Here is a 21,275-nt window from a genome sequence, read left to right on the forward strand (position 1 = left end):
CTCCCGGCCCCGCCATCCCGGGCCGCCTCCTGACACCCGACGAGGAAGCAGATGACCGAGATGGCCACACAGCCGCGGGCGGTGACCGCGCAGCCAGCCCCGCCCGTCGGGGCCACCGGGAACCCCCTGATCGAGATGCAGGGCATCTCGGTCTCCTTCGCGGGCGTGCGCGCCCTCGACGACGTCAGCGTGCGGCTCCTCCCCGGCGAGGTGCACGCCTTCATGGGCGAGAACGGGGCCGGGAAGTCGACGCTGATCAAGGCTCTCACCGGGGTCTACGACATCGACGAGGGCACGGTGATCGTGAACGGCGCCCCGACCCGGTTCCGCAGCCCCGCAGAGGCGCAGGACGCGGGGATCAGCACGGTGTACCAGGAGGTCAACCTGTGCCCCAACCTCAGCGTCGCCGAGAACATGCTGCTCGGGCGCGAACCGCGGCGGCTCGGGGCGATCGACGGCCGGGCCATGAGCCGGCGAGCCCAGCAGACGCTGGACCGGCTGGGCCTGGACATCGATCCGCGCTCGCTGCTGGGCGACCACCCCATCGCGGTGCAGCAGCTGGTGGCGATCGCCCGCGCCGTGGACATCGACGCGCGGGTGCTGATCCTCGACGAGCCCACCTCCAGCCTCGACGCCGATGAGGTCGCCAAGCTGTTCGCGGTGATGCGCACGCTGCGTGAGCAGGGGGTGGCCATCGTCTTCGTCTCGCACTTCCTCGACCAGGTGTTCGAGATCAGCGACCGGATGACCGTCCTGCGCAACGGCCGGCTGGTGGGGGAGCGGCTCACCGCCGAGATCACCCACCTGGAGCTGGTGCAGCTGATGATCGGACGCGATCTGGAGGTCCTCGAGCAGCTGGACCGCGAGGCCGGCCGTGCCGAGGACGCGGAGGCCCGCACCCCGGTGCTGAAGGCGCTCGGCCTGAGCCGCAAGGGCTCGCTGCACACCATGGACCTCACCGTCTTCGAGGGCGAGGTGGTCGGTGTCGCCGGCCTGCTCGGCTCCGGGCGCACCGAGCTGGCCCGCCTGCTCTTCGGCGCGGACACCGCCGACACCGGGACGATCGAGATCCGCTCCACGCGCCGGCGGCTGCGCAGCCCCCGGCAGGCGATCGACCGCAAGGTGGCCTACTCCAGCGAGGACCGTGGAGCCGAGGGCGTGATCGCGGACCTCTCGGTCGCCGACAACATGATGCTCGCGCTGCAGGCCTCCCGCGGTTGGCTGCGGCCGGTGCCGCGCCGTACCCGGGACAAGCTGGTGCGCCAGTACATCGAGGCCCTCGACATCCGGCCCACCGACCCCGACGCGCGGATGGGCAACCTCAGCGGCGGCAACCAGCAGAAGGTGCTGCTGGCGCGCTGGCTGATCACCCAGCCCGACCTGCTGATCCTCGACGAGCCCACGCGCGGCATCGACATCGGCGCCAAGACCCAGATCCAGCAGCTCGTCGCCGAGCTCGCCGCCAAGGGCATGTCGGTGGTGTTCATCTCCGCCGAGCTCGAGGAGGTGCTCCGGCTCAGCGACCGGCTCGTGGTGATGCGCGAGCACCGCAAGATCGCGGACCAGCCGAACGACGGGACGACCGTCAGCGACCTCCTGGAGATCATCGCGGCGCAGGCCGTCGGGCCCGAGGAGGACGCCGGGGGCGCGCCCGCCGACTCGCCGGCCACCGAGGAGGCGTCACATGCCTAGGATCCTCGGCCACCGACTCTTCTGGCCGCTCTTCGCGCTGGCGCTGCTGGTGGCGGTCAACGTCGTGGCCACGCCGTCGTTCCTGGAGATCAGGCTGCAGGACGGGCACCTCTACGGCAGCGTGATCGACATCCTGCGCAACTCCGCCCCGGTCCTGCTGGTGGCGTTGGGGATGACCCTGGTCATCGCCACCCGCGGGATCGACCTCTCGGTGGGAGCCATCGCGGCCATCGCCGGCGCGGTCTCCTGCGTCTACATCGCCGGCTCACCCGAGCAGAGCGCCGCGGCCACCGCGCTCGTCGCGATCTCCATGGCCCTGGGGGTGGCGGTGCTGCTGGGACTGTGGAACGGCTTCCTGGTCAGCGTGCTCGGGATCCAGCCGATCATCGCGACGCTGGTGCTGATGACCGCGGGCCGCGGCCTGGCGATGCTGATCACCGACGGCCAGATCACCACGATCAACAACCCGACGTTCAAGAAGCTCGGCACCGGGTTCATCGCCACGCTGCCGGTCGCCATCCTGGTCGCGCTCGCCATCTTCGCGGTGGTCGCGGTACTGACCCGGTACACGGCGCTGGGGCTGCTGATCGAGGCGGTCGGGATCAACCCGGGCGCGAGCCGGCTCGCGGGGGTGCGCGCACGCACGATCATCTGGACCGTCTACGTGTTCGCCGGCTTCTGCGCCGGCCTGGCCGGGCTGATGATCGCGGCCAACACGAGCGCGGCGGACGCCAACAACGCCGGCCTGTGGATCGAGCTCGACGCGATCCTGGCCGTCGTCATCGGCGGCACCTCGCTGGCCGGCGGCCGGTTCTCGCTCGCCGGCACCCTGATCGGCGCGATGTTCATCCAGACCCTCGCCACCACGATCACCACGATCGGCATCCCGGTCGAGACCAACTACGTGTTCAAGGCGGTCGTCGTCATCGCGGTGTGCCTGCTGCAATCGCCCAAGGCACGCGCATCGCTGAGCCTCGGCCGACGCGGCGCCCCCGCTCTCGCAAAGGCAGGCCAGGCATGAGCACCACCACCGCCCCCGCCGGCACCACCCCCCGCCCGACCGGCCCGGGCACCGCGCCGAGCTCGGCGTGGAGCCGGGTACGCCGCTACAGCCCGCCCTCGCGCTACTACCCGGTGCTCGCCACCCTGGCCCTGCTCTTCGGGCTGTTCGGCAGCGGCGCGGCACGCTACGAGGGGTTCTCCTCCCCGCAGGTCGTGATCAACCTCTTCATCGACAACGCGTTCCTGATCGTCCTCGCCGTCGGGATGACCTTCGTGATCCTCACCGGGGGCATCGACCTCAGCGTCGGCTCGATGATGGCGCTGTCCACGATGATCGCGGCCTCGACGCTCGAGGCCGGCTGGCCGCCGCTGCTGGTGATCGCGGCGGTGCTGCTCAGCGGCACCGTGCTGGGCCTGCTGATGGGGCTGATCATCCACTTCTTCGACATCCAGCCGTTCATCGCGACCCTCGCCGGGATGTTCCTGGCCCGCGGCCTGTGCTACCTGATCAGCGTCGAGTCGATCGCGATCCGCGACGACACCTTCCGCGAGATCGCGACGTACTCGCTGGTGATCGGGGACTACTACATCACCGCGCCGGTGATCATCTCGCTGATCGTGCTCGCGGTGGGGCTCTGGGTCCTGCACCTGACCCGGTTCGGGCGCACCGTCTACGCGGTCGGCGGCAACGAGGGCTCGGCGATGCTGATGGGGCTCGGGGTCGGGCGGGTCAAGGTCGGGGTCTACGCGATCAGCGGCTTCTGCTCCGCACTCGCCGGACTGCTCTTCGCCCTCTACATGCTCTCCGGCTACAGCCTGCACGCGATGGGCATGGAGCTCGACGCGATCGCGGCGGTCGTGATCGGCGGGACCCTGCTCACCGGTGGCCGCGGCTTCCTGATCGGGTCGCTGCTGGGGGTCCTGGTGCTCGGCACCATCCAGACGTTCATCTCCTTCGACGGCACGCTGAGCTCGTGGTGGACCAAGATCACCATCGGCGCCCTGCTCCTGCTGTTCGTGATCCTGCAGCGGGTGCTCACCCGGCGGCAGCCGTGAGCACCGCGAGCCGGGGCCGAGCACGCGAGCCCGCCAAGGCCCCGGTGATGGCGGACGTCGCCCGACTGGCCGGGGTGTCACACCAGACGGTCTCCCGGGTGGTCAACGGCCGCAACAACCTGCGTCCCGCCACCCGCGAGCGGGTCGAGCAGGCGATCGACCAGCTCGGCTACCGCCCCAACACGCTGGCCCGGGCACTGGTCACCCGACGCTCGGGGACCATCGGGGTGATCGGCACCAAGAGCGGCTTCTGGGGCCCGGCCAGCGTGCACCGCTCGGTGCAGGCCGCGGCCCGGGAGGCGGGGTTCTTCGTCAGCTCGGTGAACCTGCCCAGCGTCAGCCGCGAGGACTTCGCCGGGGCGGTGGACCACCTGCGGGCCCAGCCCGTGGAGGGCATCATCCTGATCGCCGCCCAGGACGAGGCGCTGGAAGTGGCGCGGGCCCAGGAGATCGGTGACTTCCCGCTGGTGGTGGTCGAGGGTGACCTCGCCGAGGCCCGGCGCACCGTCGGGGTGGACCAGGTCAAGGGCGCCGAGCTCGCGGTCCGGCACCTGGTCGATCTCGGGCATCGCGAGATCGTGCACGTCGCCGGGCCCCAGGACTGGACCGAGGGCAAGGCGCGACTGCGCGGGTACCGCGAGGAGATGGCTCGCGCCGGACTGCGTGCCTCGCGGCCCTACACCGGCGACTGGTCCCCCGAGAGCGGCTACCGCGCCGGACTCCGGCTGGTCGAGCGCCCCGGCGTCACCGGGGTCTTCGTCGCCAACGACCACATGGCCATCGGGCTGCTGCGGGCGCTGCACGAGGCCGGGATCGCCGTCCCGGACGACGTCAGCGTGGTCGGCTTCGACGACCTCCCCGAGTCGGCCTACCTGATCCCGCCGCTGAGCACCGTCCGCCAGGACTTCACCGCCGTCGGGCGCCGCGCCATCGAGGTGCTCGGCTCCGCGATCAACGACGCCGTGACGGGTGCGGCGCCGGGCGCCGAGGGCCTGCACCAGCTGATCGACCCCGAGCTGGTGGTCCGCGCCAGCACCGCACCGGCACCGGCACCGGGAAGGAACCCATGATGGACCAGGCTCAGTACGTCGTCGGCGTCGACTTCGGCACGCTCTCGGGGCGGGCCCTGGTGGTCCGGGTCGGCGACGGCGCGGAGCTGGGCACCGCGACCCACGAGTACCGCCACGGCGTGCTCGAGGAGCGCCTGCCGGGCACGCAGCGGCGGCTGCCGCCGGACTGGGCGCTGCAGGTGCCCGACGACTACCGGGAGGTGCTGCGCACGGCGGTCCCCGAGGCGGTGGCCGCGGCCGGGATCGACCCGGGCGACGTGATCGGCATCGCCACCGACTTCACCGCCTGCACGATGGTGCCCGCGCTCGCCGACGGCACCCCGCTGTGCGAGCTCCCCGAGCTGGCGCAGCGCCCGCACGCCTACGTCAAGCTGTGGAAGCACCACGCCGCGCAACCCCAGGCCGACCGGATCAATCGGCTCGCCCGCGAGCGCGAGGAGGCCTGGCTGCCCCGCTACGGCGGACTGATCTCCTCGGAGTGGGAGTTCGCCAAGGCACTGGAGCTCTTCGAGGAGGACCGCGAGGTCTACGACCGCATGGAGCGCTGGGTGGAGGCGGCCGACTGGATCGTGTGGCAGCTGTGCGGGCGCTACCTGCGCAACGCCTGCACCGCCGGCTACAAGGGGATCCGCCAGGACGGCCGCTACCCGTCGCCGGACTACCTGGCGGCGCTGTCGCCGGGCTTCGAGACCTTCGTCGAGGACAAGCTCGACCAGGTCATCGGCCAGCTGGGGGAGCGCGCCGGCGGGCTGAGCGCGCAGGCGGCCGCCTGGACCGGGCTGCCCGAGGGCATCGCGGTGGCGGTCGGCAACGTGGACGCGCACGTGACCGCGCCGGCCGCCCAGGCGGTCGGGCCGGGGCAGATGGTCGCGATCATGGGCACCTCGACCTGTCACGTGATGAGCGCCGACGTGCTGCGCGAGGTGCCCGGCATGTGCGGGGTCGTGGACGGCGGCATCGTCGCCGGCAGCTGGGGCTACGAGGCCGGGCAGAGCGGCGTGGGAGACATCTTCGGCTGGTTCACCCGGACCTCGGTCCCCGCGCCGTACGCCGCCCGGGCCGAGGCCCGCGGGGAGTCGGTGCACGAGCTGCTGACCCGGCTCGCGGCCGAGCAGGAGGTGGGCGAGCACGGCCTGGTGGCCCTGGACTGGCACAGCGGGAACCGCTCGGTCCTCGTCGACCACGAGCTGTCCGGGCTGGTGGTGGGTCAGACCCTCGCGACCCGTCCCGAGGACGTCTACCGCGCCCTGCTCGAGGCGACCGCGTTCGGGACCCGCGTCATCGTGGAGACCTTCGGGCGGGCCGGGGTGCCGGTCGAGGAGTTCGTCGTGGCCGGGGGGCTGGCCAAGAACCGCCTGCTGATGCAGATCTACGCCGACGTCACCCGGCTGCCGCTGTCGGTGATCGGCTCGGCTCAGGGTCCCGCCCTGGGCTCGGCCATCCACGCGGCCGTCGCGGCCGGCGCCTACCCGGACGTCGCGCTGGCCGCGAAGAGCATGGGCAAGGTGCAGCGCGCGGCGTTCGTGCCCGACGAGGCCCGGGCCGCGGCGTACGACGCGATGTTCGAGGAGTACCTCGCGCTGCACGACCACTTCGGCCGCGGCGGCGACACCGTGATGCGGCGGCTGCGGGCCATCCGGCGCGCGGCCGCCGACCGCAGGCTCACCCGCGAGCAGGAGGCCCAGGCATGAGCGTCGTCACCGAGGTCCGCGACACCATCACCGCACTGCGCCGCGAGGTCTGCGCGCTGCACGCCCAGCTCACCCGCTACCAGCTGGTGGTCTGGACGGCCGGCAACGTCTCGGCCCGGGTGCGCGGCGCCGACCTGATGGTGATCAAGCCCAGCGGCGTGGCCTACGACGAGCTGACCCCGGAGAACATGGTCGTCTGCGACCTGCACGGGCGCGTGGTGGAGGGCGAGCTCGCGCCGTCCTCGGACACCGACGCGCAGGCCTACGTCTATCGGCACCTGCCCGGAGTGGGCGGCGTCGTGCACACCCACTCCACCTACGCCACCGCCTGGGCGGCGCGGGCCGAGCCGATCCCGTGCGTGCTGACCATGGTCGCCGACGAGTTCGGCGGGGAGATCCCGGTCGGGCCGTTCGCGATCATCGGCGACGACTCGATCGGGCGCGGCATCGTCGAGACGCTCAGCGCCAGCCGCTCGCCCGCGGTGCTGATGCGCAACCACGGCGTCTTCACCGTCGGCCCGGACGCCCGGGCGGCCGTCAAGGCGGCCGTGATGTGCGAGGACGTCGCCCGCACGGTCCACGTCGCGCGCCAGCTCGGCGAGCCGGTGCCGATCGAGCAGTCGTGCGTGGACAGCCTCTTCGAGCGCTACCAGAACGTCTACGGCCAGCACTGACCCACCGCCCGCACCCGCACCCACCGTCGGCCCGCGCCGGCCTGCATCTGGAGGACCACCATGACCACCGCCGAGACGTCGCTGCCCGAGATCTGGTTCCTCACCGGAAGCCAGGGCCTCTACGGACCCGAGACGCTCGAGCAGGTCGCCCGGCAGTCCCGGGAGATCACCGAGCGCCTGCACGCGGCGCTGGACCTGGCCTGTGAGGTGGTGTGGCAGCCGGTGCTGTTGGACGCGTCCGCGATCCACCGCCAGATGCTGGAGGCCAACGCGGCTCCGGCGTGCGTCGGCGTGATCGCCTGGATGCACACCTTCTCGCCGGCCAAGATGTGGATCTCCGGTCTCGACGCGCTGACCAAGCCGCTGCTGCACCTGCACACCCAGGCCGGCATGGAGCTGCCGTGGTCGAGCATCGACATGGACTTCATGAACCTCAACCAGGCCGCGCACGGCGACCGGGAGTTCGGGTTCATCCAGAGCCGGCTCGGGGTCGCCCGCAAGACCGTGGCCGGGCACGTCGCCTCGCCCGAGGTGGGGCGCCGGGTCTCGCAGTGGGCCCGGGCCGCGGTGGGGCGCGACGAGCTGCGCCACCTGCGCCTGGCCCGCTTCGGCGACAACATGCGCGAGGTCGCGGTCACCGAGGGCGACAAGGTCGAGGCGCAGCTGCGCTACGGCGTGTCGGTCAACACCTACGGCGTCAACGACCTGGTCGCGGTCGTCGACGACGTCGCCGACGCGGACATCGACAAGCTCGTCGACGAGTACGCCGACAGCTACCGGGTGGCCCCCGAGCTGCTGCCCCAGGGGGAGCGGCACGACTCGCTGCGCGACGGGGCCCGCATCGAGCTCGGCCTGCGGGCCTTCCTGGAGGCCGGCGGGTTCGGCGCGTTCACCACGAACTTCGAGGACCTGGGCGGGCTGCGCCAGCTGCCCGGCCTCGCCGTGCAGCGGCTGATGGCCGACGGGTACGGCTTCGGTGGCGAGGGCGACTGGAAGACCTCGGTGCTGCTGCGCGCGACCAAGGCGATGGCCGCGGGCCTGCCCGGCGGCACGTCGTTCATGGAGGACTACACCTACCACCTGGTCCCGGGCGAGGAGAAGATCCTCGGCGCGCACATGCTCGAGGTCTGCCCCTCGATCACCGCCCAGACCCCGTCGCTGGAGATCCACCCGCTCTCGATCGGCGCCCGCGAGGACCCGGTGCGGCTGCGGTTCACCGCGGCCCCCGGCCCCGGCGTGGTCGCCGGGCTCTGCGACCTGGGCGACCGGTTCCGGCTCACGGTCAACGAGATCGACGTCGTCGAGCCCGACGCGGAGCTGCCGAGGTTGCCGGTGGCCTGCGCCGTGTGGCGCCCGCGGCCCTCGCTGGCCGTCTCGGCCGAGTCGTGGCTGATGGCGGGCGCGCCGCATCACACGGTGCTGTCGAAGGCGATCGGTGTGGAGGTGCTGGAAGACTTCGCGGAGATGACGGGTACCGAGCTGGTCGTCATCGACCGCGACACCACCACCCGCGCCTTCGGGCGCGAGCTGCGCTGGAACGCGGCGTACCACCGGCTCGCGCAGCGGCTGTAGCGGGCATCGGACAACGAGGAGGACGGCATGGAGCAGCGGCGTCTGGGACGCACCGGTCGAGAGGTGTCGGTCGTCGGGCTGGGCACCTGGCAGCTGGGCGCCGACTGGGGCGAGGTCTCGACGACGGCCGCCCGCGAGGTGCTCGAGGGGTCCCTGGAGGCCGGGGTCACCTTCTACGACACCGCCGACGTGTACGGCGACGGGCGCAGCGAGCAGATCATCGGGGGCTTCCTCGCCGCGCACCCCGACGCCGACCTCACGGTCGCCACGAAGATGGGACGCCGCGCCGAGCAGGTGCCGCAGAACTACGTGCTGGAGCACTTCCGGGCCTGGACCGACCGCTCGCGCACGAACCTCGGCGTGGACCGGCTCCAGCTGGTGCAGCTGCACTGCCCGCCCTCGGAGGTGATCGACGCGGACGCGACCTACGACGCGCTGGACACCCTCGTCGAGGAGGGCCGGATCGCCGCCTACGGGGTCAGCGTGGAGACGGCCGCCCAGGCGCTGAGCGCCCTCGCGCGCCCGCACGTGGCCTCGGTGCAGATCATCCTCAACGCGTTCCGGCTCAAGCCGCTCGACGAGGTGCTGCCCGCCGCCGAGGCGGCGGGCGTCGGGATCATCGCCCGGGTCCCGCTGGCCTCGGGGCTGCTGTCGGGCCGCTACCGCCGCGACACCACCTTCGCCCCCGACGACCACCGCTCCTTCAACCGCGACGGCAGCGCCTTCGACGTGGGGGAGACCTTCTCCGGGGTGCCGTTCGAGACCGGCGTGCTGGCCGCGCAGGAGTTCGCCGACCTGGTGGCGCGGGTGGCGCCGCCGGGCGTCACACCCGCCCAGGCGGCGCTGGCCTGGGTGTGGCAGCAGCCCGGGGTGACCACGGTGATCCCCGGTGCCCGCAGCCTCGAGCAGGCGCGCGCCAACGCCGCCGCGGGCGCCGTCGCGCCGCTGGGGGAGGAGTTCGTCCAGGGCGTGCGCCGCATCTACGACGAGCACCTGCGGGCCGGCGTGCACCCGCGATGGTGAGCGCCGACACCGTCCGGCCGCGACGACCGCCGAGCATGGCCGACGTCGCCCGCATGGTGGGCGTCTCCCACCAGACCGTCTCCCGGGTCCTCAACGACTCGCCGCTGGTGCGCCCCGAGACGCGCAGCAGGGTGCTGGCGGCCATCGACCAGCTGGGCTACCGCCGCAACGGGGCCGCCCGGGCGCTGGCGACCAACAGGTCCGGGCGGATCGGGGTGGTCGGCGCCGACCTCATCGAGCGGGGCCCGGCGATGGTGGCCACCGCCCTGCAGGAGGCGGCCCTCGCGGCCGGCTACGAGGTCGCCCTGGTCGGCCTCGGGGAGGTCACCGCCGCCACCCTGCGCGGCGCCGTGGACCGCCTCCTCGAGCAGTCCGTGGAGGGGCTGGTGGTCGCGGTCACCCATCGCGAGGCGCTCGCCCTGAGCCAGCAGCTCGACACCGGGGTGCCGGTGGTGCTCGTCGAGGGCGTCACCGGGGGACAGCCGCTGACCGCGGGCGTCGCCCAGCGTGAGGGCGGGCTGCTGGCCACCGCGCACCTGCTCGAGCTGGGACACCGCAGCGTGGCGCACCTGGCGGGTCCTACGGCGTGGATCGAGGCGAGCGAGCGCCGCGAGGGCTGGCTCGCCGCGCACGCCCGCGCCGGGGTCGAGCCGGGACCCGAGTGGGCCGGCGACTGGACCGCCGCCAGCGGGTACGCCGCGGGGCTGGGCATCGCCGCGGATCGTGACGTGAGCGCGGTCTTCGTCGCCAACGACCAGATGGCCCTGGGGGTGCTGCGCGCGCTGGGCGAGGCGGGCCGCGAGGTCGGACGCGACGTCAGCGTCGTGGGCTTCGACGACCTGCCCGAGGCGGAGTACTTCAGCCCACCGCTGACCACCGTGCGCCAGGACTTCCCCGAGCTGGCCGCGCGAGCGATGGACCTGCTGGTGCGCGTCCTGGCCGGCGAGGTGGACCCGGTGGTGCCGCTGGTGCCCGCCCAACTGGTGGCCCGGGCCTCGAGCGGGCCACCGCAGCCAGGAGAGCGACGATGACCGAAGCCGGCGGTGCCGCGCTCGCCACGATGCCGGACACGATGCCCGACGGGCGCCCGGTCCACCGGGTGCGGCTGGGCCGGGCGCCCGGCCTGGTCGCCGAGCTGCTCACGCTGGGCGCCACCCTGCACCGCCTGGAGGTCGCCATCGCCTCGGGCGCGCGGCGCAACGTCGTGCTGGGCCACCCCACGGTCGCCGAGCACCTGGCCAGCACCGACTACGTCGGCGCGGTGGTCGGCCGCTACGCCAACCGGATCGCCGGCGCCCGGTTCGTCCTCGACGGCGTGGAGCACACGCTCGGCGCCAACGACCGCGGCCACAGCCTGCACGGCGGCCCCGACGGCTTCGACCGCCGGCTCTGGTCGGTGCTCGAGGCCGGCCCCGAGCACGCGGTGCTCGCCCTGGACAGCCCCGACGGGGACCAGGGCTTCCCCGGCGCCCTCGCCGTCCGGCTCACGGTACGTGTGGAGGACGACACGTTGCGCAGCGAGTACGTCGCGACGACCGACGCTGCCACCGTGGTGAACCTCAGCAGCCACGCCTACTTCAACCTCGACGGCGAGGGGGCGCCGAGCATCGACGCTCACCTGCTGCAGGTGCACGCCGAGCACTACACGCCCACCGACGCCTCCTCCATCCCATCCGGCGGGCACGAGCCGGTGCTCGGGACGCCGTTCGACTTCCGCGAGCCGGCCCGGATCGGCGAGCGGGTGCGCCGCCCCCACCCGCAGGTGCTGGCGGCGAAGGGCATCGACCACAACCTGGTGCTGCGCGGCAGCGGCCTGCGCGAGGTCGCGGTGCTCGAGTCCGGTGCCGGCGACCTGCGCCTGGCCCTGCACACCGACCAGCCGGGTCTGCAGGTCTACACCGGCAACTTCCTCGACGGCACCACGGTAGGGACGAGCGGGCGCCTGTACCGCCAGGGCGCCGGCATCGCCCTCGAGCCCCAGCTCTTCCCGGACTCCCCGCACCGGCCGCAGTGGCCCAGCGCGGTGCTGCGCCCGGGAGAGACCTACCGTGCGGTCACCGAGCTGCGGCTCAGCCGCCCGGGCGCGGGCTGAGCGCCGCGGCGACGACCGCGCCGGTCGACCGCTGGGCGCATGCGCCATGCTTGAGCGTGGTCAGTGCTCCAGGCTCCGACCTCTCGTCGTGCGTGCCCTCGGTCGGCGCCGGGCCCGCCCGGTCCGGTTGATCCGGCGGCGCGTGGTGGACCACTGCCACGTCTCCTCGGCGAGGTGTCGGAGGTCCTGGACGTCCTGACCGCGGCCCGCCCGCCGGCGGCGCCGACGACACACGCATCAAGGAGCACACATGCACATCCATGACGACGTCACCCAGCTCGTGGGCAACACCCCCCTGGTCCGCCTGAACCGCGTGGTGGGAGACGCCGGCGCCACCGTCGTGGCCAAGCTCGAGTACTTCAACCCCGCGCACAGCGTGAAGGACCGCATCGGCGTCGCGATGGTGGAGGCCGCCGAGGAGGCGGGCGCCCTCGAGCCGGGCGGCACGATCGTCGAGGCGACGTCGGGCAACACCGGCATCGCGCTGGCCATGGTGGGCGCCGCCCGCGGCTACAAGGTCGTGCTGACCATGCCCGACACGATGTCGCGCGAGCGCCGGGCGCTGCTGCGCGCCTTCGGGGCCGAGCTGGTGCTCACCCCGGGCAGCGACGGGATGAGCGGCGCGGTCGCCAAGGCCGAGGAGATCGGCAGCCAGTCCGGCGCGGTCCTGGTCCGTCAGTTCGACAACCCGGCGAACCCGGCCGTGCACCGCCGCACCACCGCCGAGGAGATCTGGCGCGACACCGACGGCACCGTCGACATCGTGGTGGCCGGCGTCGGCACCGGCGGCACCATCACCGGGGTCGGCCAGGTGCTCAAGGAGCGCAAGCCCGGCCTGCAGGTGATCGCGGTCGAGCCGGCCGAGTCGGCGATCCTCAACGGCGCCGAGCCGGGCCCGCACAAGATCCAGGGCATCGGCGCCAACTTCGTCCCCACGAACCTCGACACCGAGGTGTACGACGAGGTCGTCGACATCGACTCCGAGACCGCCGTGGCCTGGGCGCGGCGTACCGCCGTCGAGGAGGGCCTGCTCGTGGGCATCTCGTCGGGGGCCGCCATCGCCGCCGCGGTGCAGGTGGCCGCGCGCCCGGAGAACGCCGGCAAGACGATCGTCGTGATCGTCCCCTCCTTCGGCGAGCGGTACCTGTCCACGGTGCTCTTCAGCGACCTGATGGACTGAGATGACGACGACGCAGATGCCCTCCCGGGCCCAGCCGGGTGCGCTGGTGCGCCTGCGCGAGGACGTGTCCGCCGCCCTCACCCGCGACCCGGCGGCCCGCTCCCGCCTCGAGGTGGTGCTGACCTCCCCGGGCCTGCACGCGGTGTGGGCGCACCGGGTGGCGCACCGGCTGTGGGCGCGCCCCGGCCTGCGCCTCGCGGCCCGGCTGGTCGCCTACGTCTCCCGCTCGGTCACCGGGATCGAGATCCACCCGGCTGCCGTGATCGGGCGGCGGTTCTTCATCGACCACGGGATGGGCGTGGTGATCGGCGAGACCACCCGGGTCGGGGACGACGTGATGATCTACCACGGCGTGACGCTCGGGGGGCGCTCGACCGCCAAGGGACGGCGCCACCCGGTGGTCGGCGACCGGGTGGTGATCGGCGCCGGAGCCCGGGTCCTGGGGCCGGTCACCATCGGCGACGACGCCCGGGTGGGGGCCAACGCGGTGGTCGTCCACGACGTCGAGCCGCACACCACGGTGGTCGGCATCCCCGCCTCCACCCGGGTCGCCCGAGGAGGCGACAGCCGCGGCGAGATGGTGGACCCGGCCCTGTTCATCTGATCCTCCGACACCACCGCAGGCGCACGAGATGCGTCAGCCAGACAATTGCTCGCGGGGGCTGCAAGTCCCGGCGAGATGGTGCAGGGTGGGGGGCATGACGGAGAACCCCACTCCCCGCGAGATCGGTGTCACCGAGCTGGTCCTGCGCGATGCGCACCAGAGTCTGATGGCCACCCGGCTGGCGATGGAGGACATGGTCGACGCGTGCGCCGACATCGACGCGGCGGGCTACTGGTCCGTGGAGTGCTGGGGCGGCGCGACGTTCGACGCGTGCATCCGCTTCCTCAACGAGGACCCGTGGGAGCGGCTGCGCACGTTCCGCGAGCTGATGCCGAACAGCCGGCTGCAGATGCTGCTGCGCGGGCAGAACCTGCTCGGCTACCGCCACTACGAGGACGACGTCGTGAACCGCTTCGTGGAGCGGTCGGCCGAGAACGGCATGGACGTCTACCGCGTCTTCGACGCCCTCAACGACGTCCGCAACGTCAAGCAGGCGATCGCCGCGGTCCGCCGCGTCGACAAGCACGCGCAGGGCACGATCTGCTACACCGAGTCGCCGCTGCACACCGTCGAGGGCTACGTGCAGATGGCGCGCGACCTGATGGAGCTGGGCTGTGACTCGCTGTGCATCAAGGACATGGCGGCCCTGCTCAAGCCGCAGCCGGCCTACGACATCGTCAAGGCGATCAAGGACGACCTCGGTCCCGAGACCCGCATCCACGTGCACTGCCACTCCACGACCGGGGTGACGCTGGTCAGCCTGATGAAGGCGATCGAGGCCGGCGCGGACGTCGTCGACACCGCCATCTCCTCGCTCTCCCTGGGCCCGGGGCACAACCCCACCGAGTCGCTGGTGGAGATGCTGCGCGGCACGCCATACACCACCAACCTCGACGACGACCGGCTGCTGAGCATCAAGGACCACTTCGCGAAGGTGCGTCCGAAGTACAGCCAGTTCATGTCCGCGATCACCGGCGTGGAGACCGAGATCTTCAAGAGCCAGATCCCGGGCGGGATGATCTCGAACATGGAGAGCCAGCTGCGCCAGCAGGGGGCCGGCGACCGGCTGCGCGAGGTGCTCCTCGAGGTGCCCCGGGTCCGCGCGGTGGCGGGCTACCCGCCGCTGGTGACGCCGTCGAGCCAGATCGTCGGGACCCAGGCGGTGTTCAACGTGCTGATGGGCCCCTACAAGGTGCTCACCGCCGAGTTCGCGGACCTGATGCTGGGCTACTACGGCGAGACGCTCGGCGGGCGCGACCCCGAGATCGTCGAGGCGGCCCGGGTGCAGACCGGGAAGGAGGCCATCGAGGTCCGGCCCGCCGACCTGATCGCGCCCGAGTGGGGCCGGCTGTCCAGTGAGGCCGGTGCGCTCGAGGGATCCAACGGCAGCGACGAGGACGTGCTCACCTACGCGATGTTCCCCGGCGTCGCTCCCGGGTTCTTCCGCGATCGCCCCGAGGGGCCCAAGAACGTCGGGCGAGACCCCGCCGAGGTGGCCGCCGACGAGCTGTCGAAGTCCAGTGGCAGCGGACCCGTCAAGGGGCCGATCCGCTACGACGTGCGGCTGGACGGCAAGTCCCACCACGTCACCGTCGAGAGGGCGTGAGGCCACCGTGACCAAGAAGCCGCACCACCAGGCATCCATGGCAGAGCGGACCGAGGAGCTCCTCGAGCGCCGCGCCCGGATCGAGCAGGGCGGCGGTGAGAAGCGACTGGCCAGGCAGCACGAGCAGGGCAAGCTGACCGCCCGCGAGCGGATCAGCGCGCTGCTCGACCCCGGCACCTTCGAGGAGTCCGGGATGTTCGCCCGGCACCAGTCGACGTACTTCGGGCTCGACCAGGCCGAGCTGCCGGCCGACGGCGTGGTCACCGGTGAGGGGGCCGTGCTCGGCCGACCGGTCCACGTCGCCAGCCAGGACTTCACCGTGGCCGGTGGCAGCGCCGGGGAGATGCACTCCAACAAGGTCGCCGCGACGATGCGCGCCAGCCTCGCCACCGGCTCGCCGTTCGTGTTCATCAACGACTCCGGCGGCGCCCGCGTCCAGGAGGGGATCGGCTCGCTGGCCGGCTACGGCCGGGTCTTCTACAACAACGTCCTGCTCTCCGGGGTGGTGCCGCAGATCTCGATCATCGCCGGTCCGTGTGCCGGGGGAGCCGCGTACTCCCCGGCGCTGACCGACTTCGTGATCCAGACCCGCAAGGCCCACATGTTCATCACCGGGCCGAACGTGATCGCCAAGGTGACCGGCGAGCAGGTGACCTCCGACGCGCTCGGTGGCGCCGACGCGCACATGGTGCTCTCCGGGGTCAACCACTTCGTCGCCGACGACGACGAGCAGGCCATCCTGATCGCGCAGAAGCTGCTCAGCTTCCTGCCGCAGAACAACTCCGAGGACCCGCCGATCGTCGACCCCGACTTCGTCGTGGAGCCGGACCCCTCGCTCGGCGACATCGTCCCGGTCTCGGACAAGAAGGGCTACGACGTCCGCGAGATCATCGTCCGGATCGTCGACCGCGGGGACTTCCTCGAGGTGCAGGCCGGCTACGCGGCCAACATCGTGATCGGCTTCGCCAGGATCGCCGGACGCACCGTGGGCGTGGTCGCCAACCAGCCGCTGGTCCTCTCCGGGGTGCTCGACATCAACGCCTCCGACAAGGCCTCGGCGTTCGTGCGGTTCTGCAACGCCTTCAACATCCCGCTGGTGACGCTGGTGGACGTGCCCGGGTTCCTGCCCGGGGTGGGCCAGGAGCACGGCGGGATCATCCGGCACGGCGCCAAGCTGCTCTACGCCTACTCCGCCGCCACGGTCCCGAAGATCACGGTGGTCCTGCGCAAGGCGTACGGCGGGGCCTACGTCGCGATGTGCTCCAAGGACCTCGGCGCCGACAAGGTGCTCGCCTGGCCCACCGCCGAGATCGCGGTGATGGGCGCCGAGGGCGCCGCCGAGATCGTCTTCCGCCGCGAGATCGACGGCGCCGACGACCCGGACACCCGCCGCGCGGAGCTGGTGGAGGAGTACCGCTCCACGTTCGCGACGCCGTACGTGGCCGCCTCGCGTGGCCTCGTCGACGACATCATCGAGCCGGCGCGGACCCGCGAGCACGTGTCGCGCGCCCTGGCCATCCTGGTCAACAAGCGCACCATCCGGCCCGCCAAGAAGCACGGGCTGGGGCCGACGTGAGCACGACGGACCCGACGGCCGGCGAGCTGCTCGCCGCCGTCCGCTCGCTCACCGAGCGGGTCAGCCAGCTGGAGTCGGAGCTGGCCGAGCTGCGCGCCGTCGTCCCCGTCGACGAGGTCCCCGAGGACGTCGTGGTCGCGATCTCCGCGGCCGTGGCCGCGTTCCTGGGCCACCGGGCGAAGGTCAAGCAGGTGCACTACCGGACCGGGCAGGCCTACGCCCAGCAGGGCCGGGCAGTGGTCCAGGGCCGTCACAACATCCCACGGGCGAGGTAGGTAACCATGCTGCTCAAAGTGACCGTCAACGGTGTCGAGTACGGCGTCGAGGTGGAGGTGGAGGAGGAGCCGAGGCCCTCCCTCGGCGCGATCTTCATGACCGGTGGCGGATTCGCGCCGCCCGCGGCGGCGGCGGCACCCAGCTCCACCGGCGGCGGGGGAGACGGGGTCCGCGCGCCCTTGGCCGGCACCGTCGCCCGGGTCCTGGTCGAGGAGGGCCAGGAGATCGAGGCGGGAGCCGTCGTCGTGGTCCTCGAGGCGATGAAGATGGAGACCGAGATCACCGCGCCCACCGCCGGGAAGGTGTCTGCGGTGCTGGTCGCCCCCGGCACGGCGGTGAGCGGAGGACAGGTTCTCGTCGAGCTCGCCTGAGTGCGACGCAAGACCGGGGCCACGGACCAGGGCGATGATCGTCGTGGAGGGGCCGGTCAACTTCCGGCGCGCGGTGGTCTTCGTCCTGCTCGCGGTCGCGGCCTACCACGCGGCCGTCTGGCTGTTCCTGGGCCTGCGCGACTTCCTGGGGCTGGTCTTCCTGTCCTGGATGCTGAGCATCAGCATGGAGCCGATCGTCTCGCGCCTGGAGCGCCGGGGCTGGCGCCGCGGCCTGGCCACCGGGGCGGTGATGCTGGCGCTGGCGGTCTTCGCGATCGCCTTCGTCGGTGTCTTCGGGGCGCTGCTGGTCGATCAGCTGGCCGAGCTGGTCACGAGCCTGCCCTCGGTGGTCGGCGACGTCGTCACCTGGGTCAACCGCACGTTCGGGACCAGCCTGCGCTCGCGCGACGTCGTCGACGCCCTGCAGCTGACGCCGGACCACACCGGTGAGCTGGCCCGGGACCTGGCGCCGGGCTTCTTCGGCATCCTCGCCTCGCTGCTCGGGTTCCTCTTCCACGCGCTGACCCTGACGCTGTTCACGTTCTACATGTCCGCGCAGGCCCCCCACCTGCGGCGCACCCTGTCGAGCTGGCTGCCGCCGGCACGCCAGCTGATCGTGATGACGGTGTGGGAGATCGCGGCTGAGAAGACCGGCGGCTACGTCACCTCGAAGGTGATCCTGGCCGTGCTGAGCTCGGCCTTCTCGGGGGTGCTGATGTGGGGGCTGGGGGTGCCCTACTGGCTGCCGCTGGCGATCTGGACCGGTTTCGTCTCGCAGTTCATCCCGACCGTGGGGACCTACATCGCCATCGCCGTGCCGGCGCTGATCGCGCTGGCGCACGACCCTCTGGACGCGCTCTGGATCGTCCTGTTCGGGATCGCGTACCAACAGGTGGAGAACTACATCTTCTCCCCGCGGATCACCTCGCGGACGATGGCGATCCATCCTGCGGTGGGCTTCGGCGCCGCGATCGTCGGCGCGACGCTGTTCGGCGCACTGGGCGCGCTGGTCTCCGTCCCTGTGGTCGCCGCCATCCAGGCGCTGGTGCAGACCTACGGTCACCGCTACGAGCTCGTCGCCGAGGTCGAGGAGGCGACCGCTGCGGCCAACGCGACCGCTGCGGCCAACGCGGCCCCTCCGGTGGAGGAGGAGCCACCCCCGCCGGGACCCCCCGGCCCGGTCTAGGGCCGGCTAGTGCCGAGCGTCCGGTGCCGCGCCCTGATGGGTGGGCACGAGCGCCAGCGGGCACCGGGCCTCGCGCAGCACGGCCCGGGCGATCGAGCCGAGGTGCGGGATGTGGTGCGGTCCGCGGTGGCCCAGGAGCAGCACGTCGGAGTCGACCGAGGCCTCGGCCAGCGCGTCCGCGGGGCGCATGTGGACGACGGCGACCCGCACCGCCACGTCCGAGAAGCGCTCGCTCCAGGGAGCCAGCCGCTCGGTGATGCCGAGCTCGGCGCGCGCGGTCCAGTCGTTGGTCTCCGTGCGGTCGACGAGCATGTCGTCGTACATCGACGGCACGTACCAGGCGTGCAGCACGGTGAGCGTGGCTCCGAGCCGGGCGGCGGTGGTGAAGGCCTCCTCGAGCAGGTGCTCGTCGCTGTCGGCCTCGTCGATCCCGACCGTCACGCGCGGCTCGCCGTCGCGCGGCGCCCAGTCCTCCGGCACCGAGACCACGGTGACCGCGGCGCGCGACGCCACGCCCGAGGTGATCGAGCCGGTGAGGATCCGGCGCGCCCGGCTCTGGCGGCGGTGCTGGAGCACGACGCAGTCGCTGGACTCGGAGAGGCCGACAAGCATGTCGACGGTGCTGCCGTGCCGGATGAGGGTCTCCACCTTCACCGTGTCGCCGCTCAGCTGGCGGACCCGCTCGGCGGCGGAGGCGATGGCCTCACGGCCGATCTGGTCGGCCGCCTCGAGGTCCAGGGCGTACGCCTCGGGCACCACGAAGCCGCTCGTCGGATGCACGACGTGCACCAGGCGCAACACCCGGTCCTCCTGTTGCGCGCGGGTGACGCACCAGCGCAGCAGCGCGTCGTGGCCGGCGTCGCTCCCGGGGGCCCCGACTGCGACGAGCAGCGGGAGGTTGGCGTGCTGGGTCATGATCATCCCTTCGATGGTCCTGACCCCACCCTCTCCTCGCGGCGAGAGGGCCGTTAGGGCCCTACGTCCCGCCGCCGGTGAGCAGAAGGGCGTGCGGCCGCCTCAGCGCACGGCACGAGCCGAGACCGTGAAGATCTGGCCGTTGTCACGCGGGGTGCCGGAGCAGGCGAAGGGCGTGCCGCTCCAGCAGCTCGCGTAGCGCGAGGACCCGTTGGCCACGGTGACGGTGACGCGGCGGACCTGGCTGGGGGTGAACCGGACCCGGATCCCGCCCCGGCCCTTGGCGTCGAGGTTGATCGGCTTGCGCACCACCTTCCCGCTGCGCAGGAAGACCAGCGCGTGCGCCCCGGGACCGGCTGCGCGCGCCGGACCGTCGACGTCGATGCGCAGCCCCCACCTGCCCTTCAGCGCGGCGGCGGGGCGCAGCTGCAGGCTCTTGGTGGTCAGGTGCGAGAGTCGCGCGCTCCATTCGCGCAGCTGGCGCCGCGCCGGGCGCAGCGTCACCTTCTTGGCGAGCGGGGCCGCGCGGTAGGCCGAACCCTCGGCGTACGTCACCGAGGGCGCGAGGTTGCCGGCGCCGAAGGCGGCGTAGAAGGCCGGCAGGGTGGTGCCGCGGTTGCGAAGCACCCGGGCGATGGCCTGCACGGAGAACTCGTCACGCGCGCCCGGCGCGGAGTCGAGCCGCTCCCAGATCTTGCGCACGATGTCGACGCCGTAGGTCCGGCTGAGCTTCTCGATGAAGATCCACTGGCCGTAGTGCGCCAGCCCGCCGAACTTGTCGAGGGGGATGCCCGGGCGGCCCAGCTGGCCGTGGCGCAGGTACTGCCGGTTGTCGTTGACGCCGGTGGCGTAGCGCTCCTCCATCCAGGTCGCGGTGGCCTCCTTGAACCAGGAGTCCTCGCTCGCGTCGTAGCCGAACTGGATGGCGTGGAAGAACTCGTGGGCGGCGGTCACGGCGAGGCTCTGCGCGGCGCTGCCGCGGAACTCGCTGAAGTCGTTGTCGAGCACGCAGTAGCCCGAGCGGCGGAAGTCGTCGGTGCGGTCGCTCAGGCGGCCCTCGGGCACGCAGTAGCCGTAGATGCCCTCGGTGCCGACGTCGGCGAGGTAGACGTCGAACTCGGCGGTGCCGCCGCGTCCGCCGTCGGCGGGGGGCTGGCGGTAGCCCATCGCGGTCTGCTGGCGCCACACCGCGATCACCTCGGCGAGGGAGCGCTCGACCCAGGCGTCCATCTGGGCGGCACTCGAGCCCGCACCGGCCGGGCGGTGCCGGCCGCTGGTGAGGTGCTGGACGCAGACGTTGCTCCGGCACTTCTTGGCCGGGGTCGCGCCCGTGGGGTACTTCGCCGTGCCGGGGTCGATCGAGCTGTCGTCATTGGGGCGCGCGAGCAGCGCGTCGGCGCGACGCTGCTGCGCGGGGGTGAGGGCGTCGTAGGAGGCGCTGAGCTCGCTGAGCGCGATGGAGGGGCTGACCGCGCTCTCTCCGGCCAGCGAGCGGGCCGCGACGGTGAGCGCGGTGCGCGCCGCCTCCCGCGCCTGGGGGGTGGTCTCCGACGCGACGTCGGGCTTGATCACCCCGGCGTGCTCGGGAGCCGACGGCTGCTCCTCGGCGGCCAGCGTGGGCGACAGCGTCGTCATCGCGATGGCCAGGGCCAGGATGCTTGCGGCCAGGGATCGGCGCATGGAGGAGCC

At 72.4% G+C, this 21,275-nt stretch carries 19 protein-coding genes; 17 read left to right on the plus strand and 2 right to left on the minus strand.

The window, feature by feature from the left end; translation table 11 throughout:
* Positions 1 to 51 precede the first annotated feature (51 nt).
* The 17 genes from AC6EH9_RS08730 (at position 52) to AC6EH9_RS08810 (ending at position 18,671) form a co-directional block, all read left to right on the plus strand.
* Positions 52 to 1,692: a sugar ABC transporter ATP-binding protein gene (locus tag AC6EH9_RS08730; protein ID WP_498422304.1), complete on the plus strand. Its 1,641-nt coding sequence runs from the start codon at positions 52 to 54 to the stop codon at positions 1,690 to 1,692.
* A complete protein-coding gene (locus AC6EH9_RS08735; RefSeq protein WP_498422305.1) occupies positions 1,685 to 2,713 on the plus strand; it encodes an ABC transporter permease in 1,029 nt (342 codons plus the stop codon). The genes AC6EH9_RS08730 and AC6EH9_RS08735 overlap by 8 nt, the downstream gene beginning before the upstream one ends.
* Complete coding sequence (yjfF, locus tag AC6EH9_RS08740) at positions 2,710 to 3,750, plus strand: galactofuranose ABC transporter, permease protein YjfF (RefSeq protein WP_498422307.1); 1,041 nt, start codon at positions 2,710 to 2,712, stop codon at positions 3,748 to 3,750. The genes AC6EH9_RS08735 and yjfF overlap by 4 nt, the downstream gene beginning before the upstream one ends.
* Complete coding sequence (locus tag AC6EH9_RS08745; protein WP_498422308.1) at positions 3,747 to 4,820, plus strand: LacI family DNA-binding transcriptional regulator; 1,074 nt, start codon at positions 3,747 to 3,749, stop codon at positions 4,818 to 4,820. The genes yjfF and AC6EH9_RS08745 overlap by 4 nt, the downstream gene beginning before the upstream one ends.
* On the plus strand, positions 4,820 to 6,511 hold the full coding sequence (gene araB / locus AC6EH9_RS08750; protein ID WP_498422309.1) for a ribulokinase: 1,692 nt from the start codon (positions 4,820 to 4,822) through the stop codon (positions 6,509 to 6,511). The genes AC6EH9_RS08745 and araB overlap by 1 nt, the downstream gene beginning before the upstream one ends.
* Positions 6,508 to 7,185 carry an L-ribulose-5-phosphate 4-epimerase gene (locus tag AC6EH9_RS08755; RefSeq protein WP_498422311.1) on the plus strand — a complete coding sequence of 226 codons (678 nt, stop codon included), beginning with the start codon at positions 6,508 to 6,510 and terminating at the stop codon, positions 7,183 to 7,185. The genes araB and AC6EH9_RS08755 overlap by 4 nt, the downstream gene beginning before the upstream one ends.
* 60 nt (positions 7,186 to 7,245) lie before the next feature.
* On the plus strand, positions 7,246 to 8,757 hold the full coding sequence (gene araA / locus AC6EH9_RS08760; protein WP_498422313.1) for an L-arabinose isomerase: 1,512 nt from the start codon (positions 7,246 to 7,248) through the stop codon (positions 8,755 to 8,757).
* Between the two features lie 27 nt (positions 8,758 to 8,784).
* The gene (locus AC6EH9_RS08765; protein ID WP_498422314.1) at positions 8,785 to 9,780 is read left to right on the plus strand and encodes an aldo/keto reductase; all 996 of its coding nucleotides are present in this window, start codon (positions 8,785 to 8,787) and stop codon (positions 9,778 to 9,780) included.
* A 35-nt stretch (positions 9,781 to 9,815) separates the two neighbouring features.
* On the plus strand, positions 9,816 to 10,811 hold the full coding sequence (locus AC6EH9_RS08770; protein ID WP_498422316.1) for a LacI family DNA-binding transcriptional regulator: 996 nt from the start codon (positions 9,816 to 9,818) through the stop codon (positions 10,809 to 10,811).
* Complete coding sequence (locus tag AC6EH9_RS08775; protein WP_498422317.1) at positions 10,808 to 11,872, plus strand: aldose epimerase family protein; 1,065 nt, start codon at positions 10,808 to 10,810, stop codon at positions 11,870 to 11,872. The genes AC6EH9_RS08770 and AC6EH9_RS08775 overlap by 4 nt, the downstream gene beginning before the upstream one ends.
* A 250-nt stretch (positions 11,873 to 12,122) precedes the next feature.
* Entirely contained in the window at positions 12,123 to 13,052 is a 930-nt protein-coding gene (gene cysK / locus AC6EH9_RS08780; protein ID WP_498422318.1) for a cysteine synthase A, read from the plus strand.
* Between the two features lies 1 nt (position 13,053).
* Complete coding sequence (cysE, locus tag AC6EH9_RS08785) at positions 13,054 to 13,656, plus strand: serine O-acetyltransferase (protein ID WP_498422319.1); 603 nt, start codon at positions 13,054 to 13,056, stop codon at positions 13,654 to 13,656.
* Between the two features lie 94 nt (positions 13,657 to 13,750).
* The gene (locus AC6EH9_RS08790; protein WP_498422320.1) at positions 13,751 to 15,262 is read left to right on the plus strand and encodes a methylmalonyl-CoA carboxytransferase subunit 5S; all 1,512 of its coding nucleotides are present in this window, start codon (positions 13,751 to 13,753) and stop codon (positions 15,260 to 15,262) included.
* A 37-nt stretch (positions 15,263 to 15,299) separates the two neighbouring features.
* The gene (locus AC6EH9_RS08795) at positions 15,300 to 16,838 is read left to right on the plus strand and encodes an acyl-CoA carboxylase subunit beta (protein WP_498422322.1); all 1,539 of its coding nucleotides are present in this window, start codon (positions 15,300 to 15,302) and stop codon (positions 16,836 to 16,838) included.
* Positions 16,835 to 17,113 (plus strand): hypothetical protein, encoded by a 279-nt coding sequence (locus AC6EH9_RS08800; RefSeq protein ID WP_498422323.1) that lies wholly within the window; start codon positions 16,835 to 16,837, stop codon positions 17,111 to 17,113. The genes AC6EH9_RS08795 and AC6EH9_RS08800 overlap by 4 nt, the downstream gene beginning before the upstream one ends.
* A 6-nt stretch (positions 17,114 to 17,119) precedes the next feature.
* On the plus strand, positions 17,120 to 17,485 hold the full coding sequence (locus tag AC6EH9_RS08805; protein WP_498422325.1) for a biotin/lipoyl-containing protein: 366 nt from the start codon (positions 17,120 to 17,122) through the stop codon (positions 17,483 to 17,485).
* Between the two features lie 34 nt (positions 17,486 to 17,519).
* Positions 17,520 to 18,671, plus strand: a complete 1,152-nt coding sequence (locus AC6EH9_RS08810; RefSeq protein WP_498422327.1) for an AI-2E family transporter — start codon at positions 17,520 to 17,522, stop codon at positions 18,669 to 18,671.
* Between the two features lie 6 nt (positions 18,672 to 18,677).
* Here the strand turns inward: AC6EH9_RS08810 and AC6EH9_RS08815 are convergent, their stop codons facing one another.
* Together AC6EH9_RS08815 and AC6EH9_RS08820 are read right to left on the minus strand one after the other, a co-directional pair.
* Positions 18,678 to 19,586: a universal stress protein gene (locus AC6EH9_RS08815; protein ID WP_498422330.1), complete on the minus strand. Its 909-nt coding sequence runs from the start codon at positions 19,584 to 19,586 to the stop codon at positions 18,678 to 18,680.
* 102 nt (positions 19,587 to 19,688) lie between these two features.
* Positions 19,689 to 21,266, minus strand: coding sequence for an MXAN_6640 family putative metalloprotease (locus tag AC6EH9_RS08820; protein WP_498422332.1), 1,578 nt, complete (start codon positions 21,264 to 21,266; stop codon positions 19,689 to 19,691).
* Between the last annotated feature and the right edge of the window lie 9 nt (positions 21,267 to 21,275).

The sequence above is a fragment of the Nocardioides sp. Z21_20 genome (assembly GCF_059766585.1).

Bases quoted from the DNA above. Each gene is read 5' to 3' on its own strand.
- AC6EH9_RS08730 (WP_498422304.1), top strand. From the start codon at position 52: ATGACCGAGATGGCCACACAGCCGCGGGCGGTGACCGCGCAGCCAGCC.
- AC6EH9_RS08735 (WP_498422305.1), top strand. From the start codon at position 1,685: ATGCCTAGGATCCTCGGCCACCGACTCTTCTGGCCGCTCTTCGCGCTG.
- yjfF (WP_498422307.1), top strand. From the start codon at position 2,710: ATGAGCACCACCACCGCCCCCGCCGGCACCACCCCCCGCCCGACCGGC.
- araB (WP_498422309.1), top strand. From the start codon at position 4,820: ATGGACCAGGCTCAGTACGTCGTCGGCGTCGACTTCGGCACGCTCTCG.
- AC6EH9_RS08755 (WP_498422311.1), top strand. From the start codon at position 6,508: ATGAGCGTCGTCACCGAGGTCCGCGACACCATCACCGCACTGCGCCGC.
- araA (WP_498422313.1), top strand. From the start codon at position 7,246: ATGACCACCGCCGAGACGTCGCTGCCCGAGATCTGGTTCCTCACCGGA.
- AC6EH9_RS08765 (WP_498422314.1), top strand. From the start codon at position 8,785: ATGGAGCAGCGGCGTCTGGGACGCACCGGTCGAGAGGTGTCGGTCGTC.
- AC6EH9_RS08770 (WP_498422316.1), top strand. From the start codon at position 9,816: ATGGCCGACGTCGCCCGCATGGTGGGCGTCTCCCACCAGACCGTCTCC.
- AC6EH9_RS08775 (WP_498422317.1), top strand. From the start codon at position 10,808: ATGACCGAAGCCGGCGGTGCCGCGCTCGCCACGATGCCGGACACGATG.
- cysK (WP_498422318.1), top strand. From the start codon at position 12,123: ATGCACATCCATGACGACGTCACCCAGCTCGTGGGCAACACCCCCCTG.
- cysE (WP_498422319.1), top strand. From the start codon at position 13,054: ATGACGACGACGCAGATGCCCTCCCGGGCCCAGCCGGGTGCGCTGGTG.
- AC6EH9_RS08790 (WP_498422320.1), top strand. From the start codon at position 13,751: ATGACGGAGAACCCCACTCCCCGCGAGATCGGTGTCACCGAGCTGGTC.
- AC6EH9_RS08795 (WP_498422322.1), top strand. From the start codon at position 15,300: ATGGCAGAGCGGACCGAGGAGCTCCTCGAGCGCCGCGCCCGGATCGAG.
- AC6EH9_RS08805 (WP_498422325.1), top strand. From the start codon at position 17,120: ATGCTGCTCAAAGTGACCGTCAACGGTGTCGAGTACGGCGTCGAGGTG.
- AC6EH9_RS08810 (WP_498422327.1), top strand. From the start codon at position 17,520: ATGATCGTCGTGGAGGGGCCGGTCAACTTCCGGCGCGCGGTGGTCTTC.
- AC6EH9_RS08815 (WP_498422330.1), bottom strand. From the start codon at position 19,586: ATGACCCAGCACGCCAACCTCCCGCTGCTCGTCGCAGTCGGGGCCCCC.
- AC6EH9_RS08820 (WP_498422332.1), bottom strand. From the start codon at position 21,266: ATGCGCCGATCCCTGGCCGCAAGCATCCTGGCCCTGGCCATCGCGATG.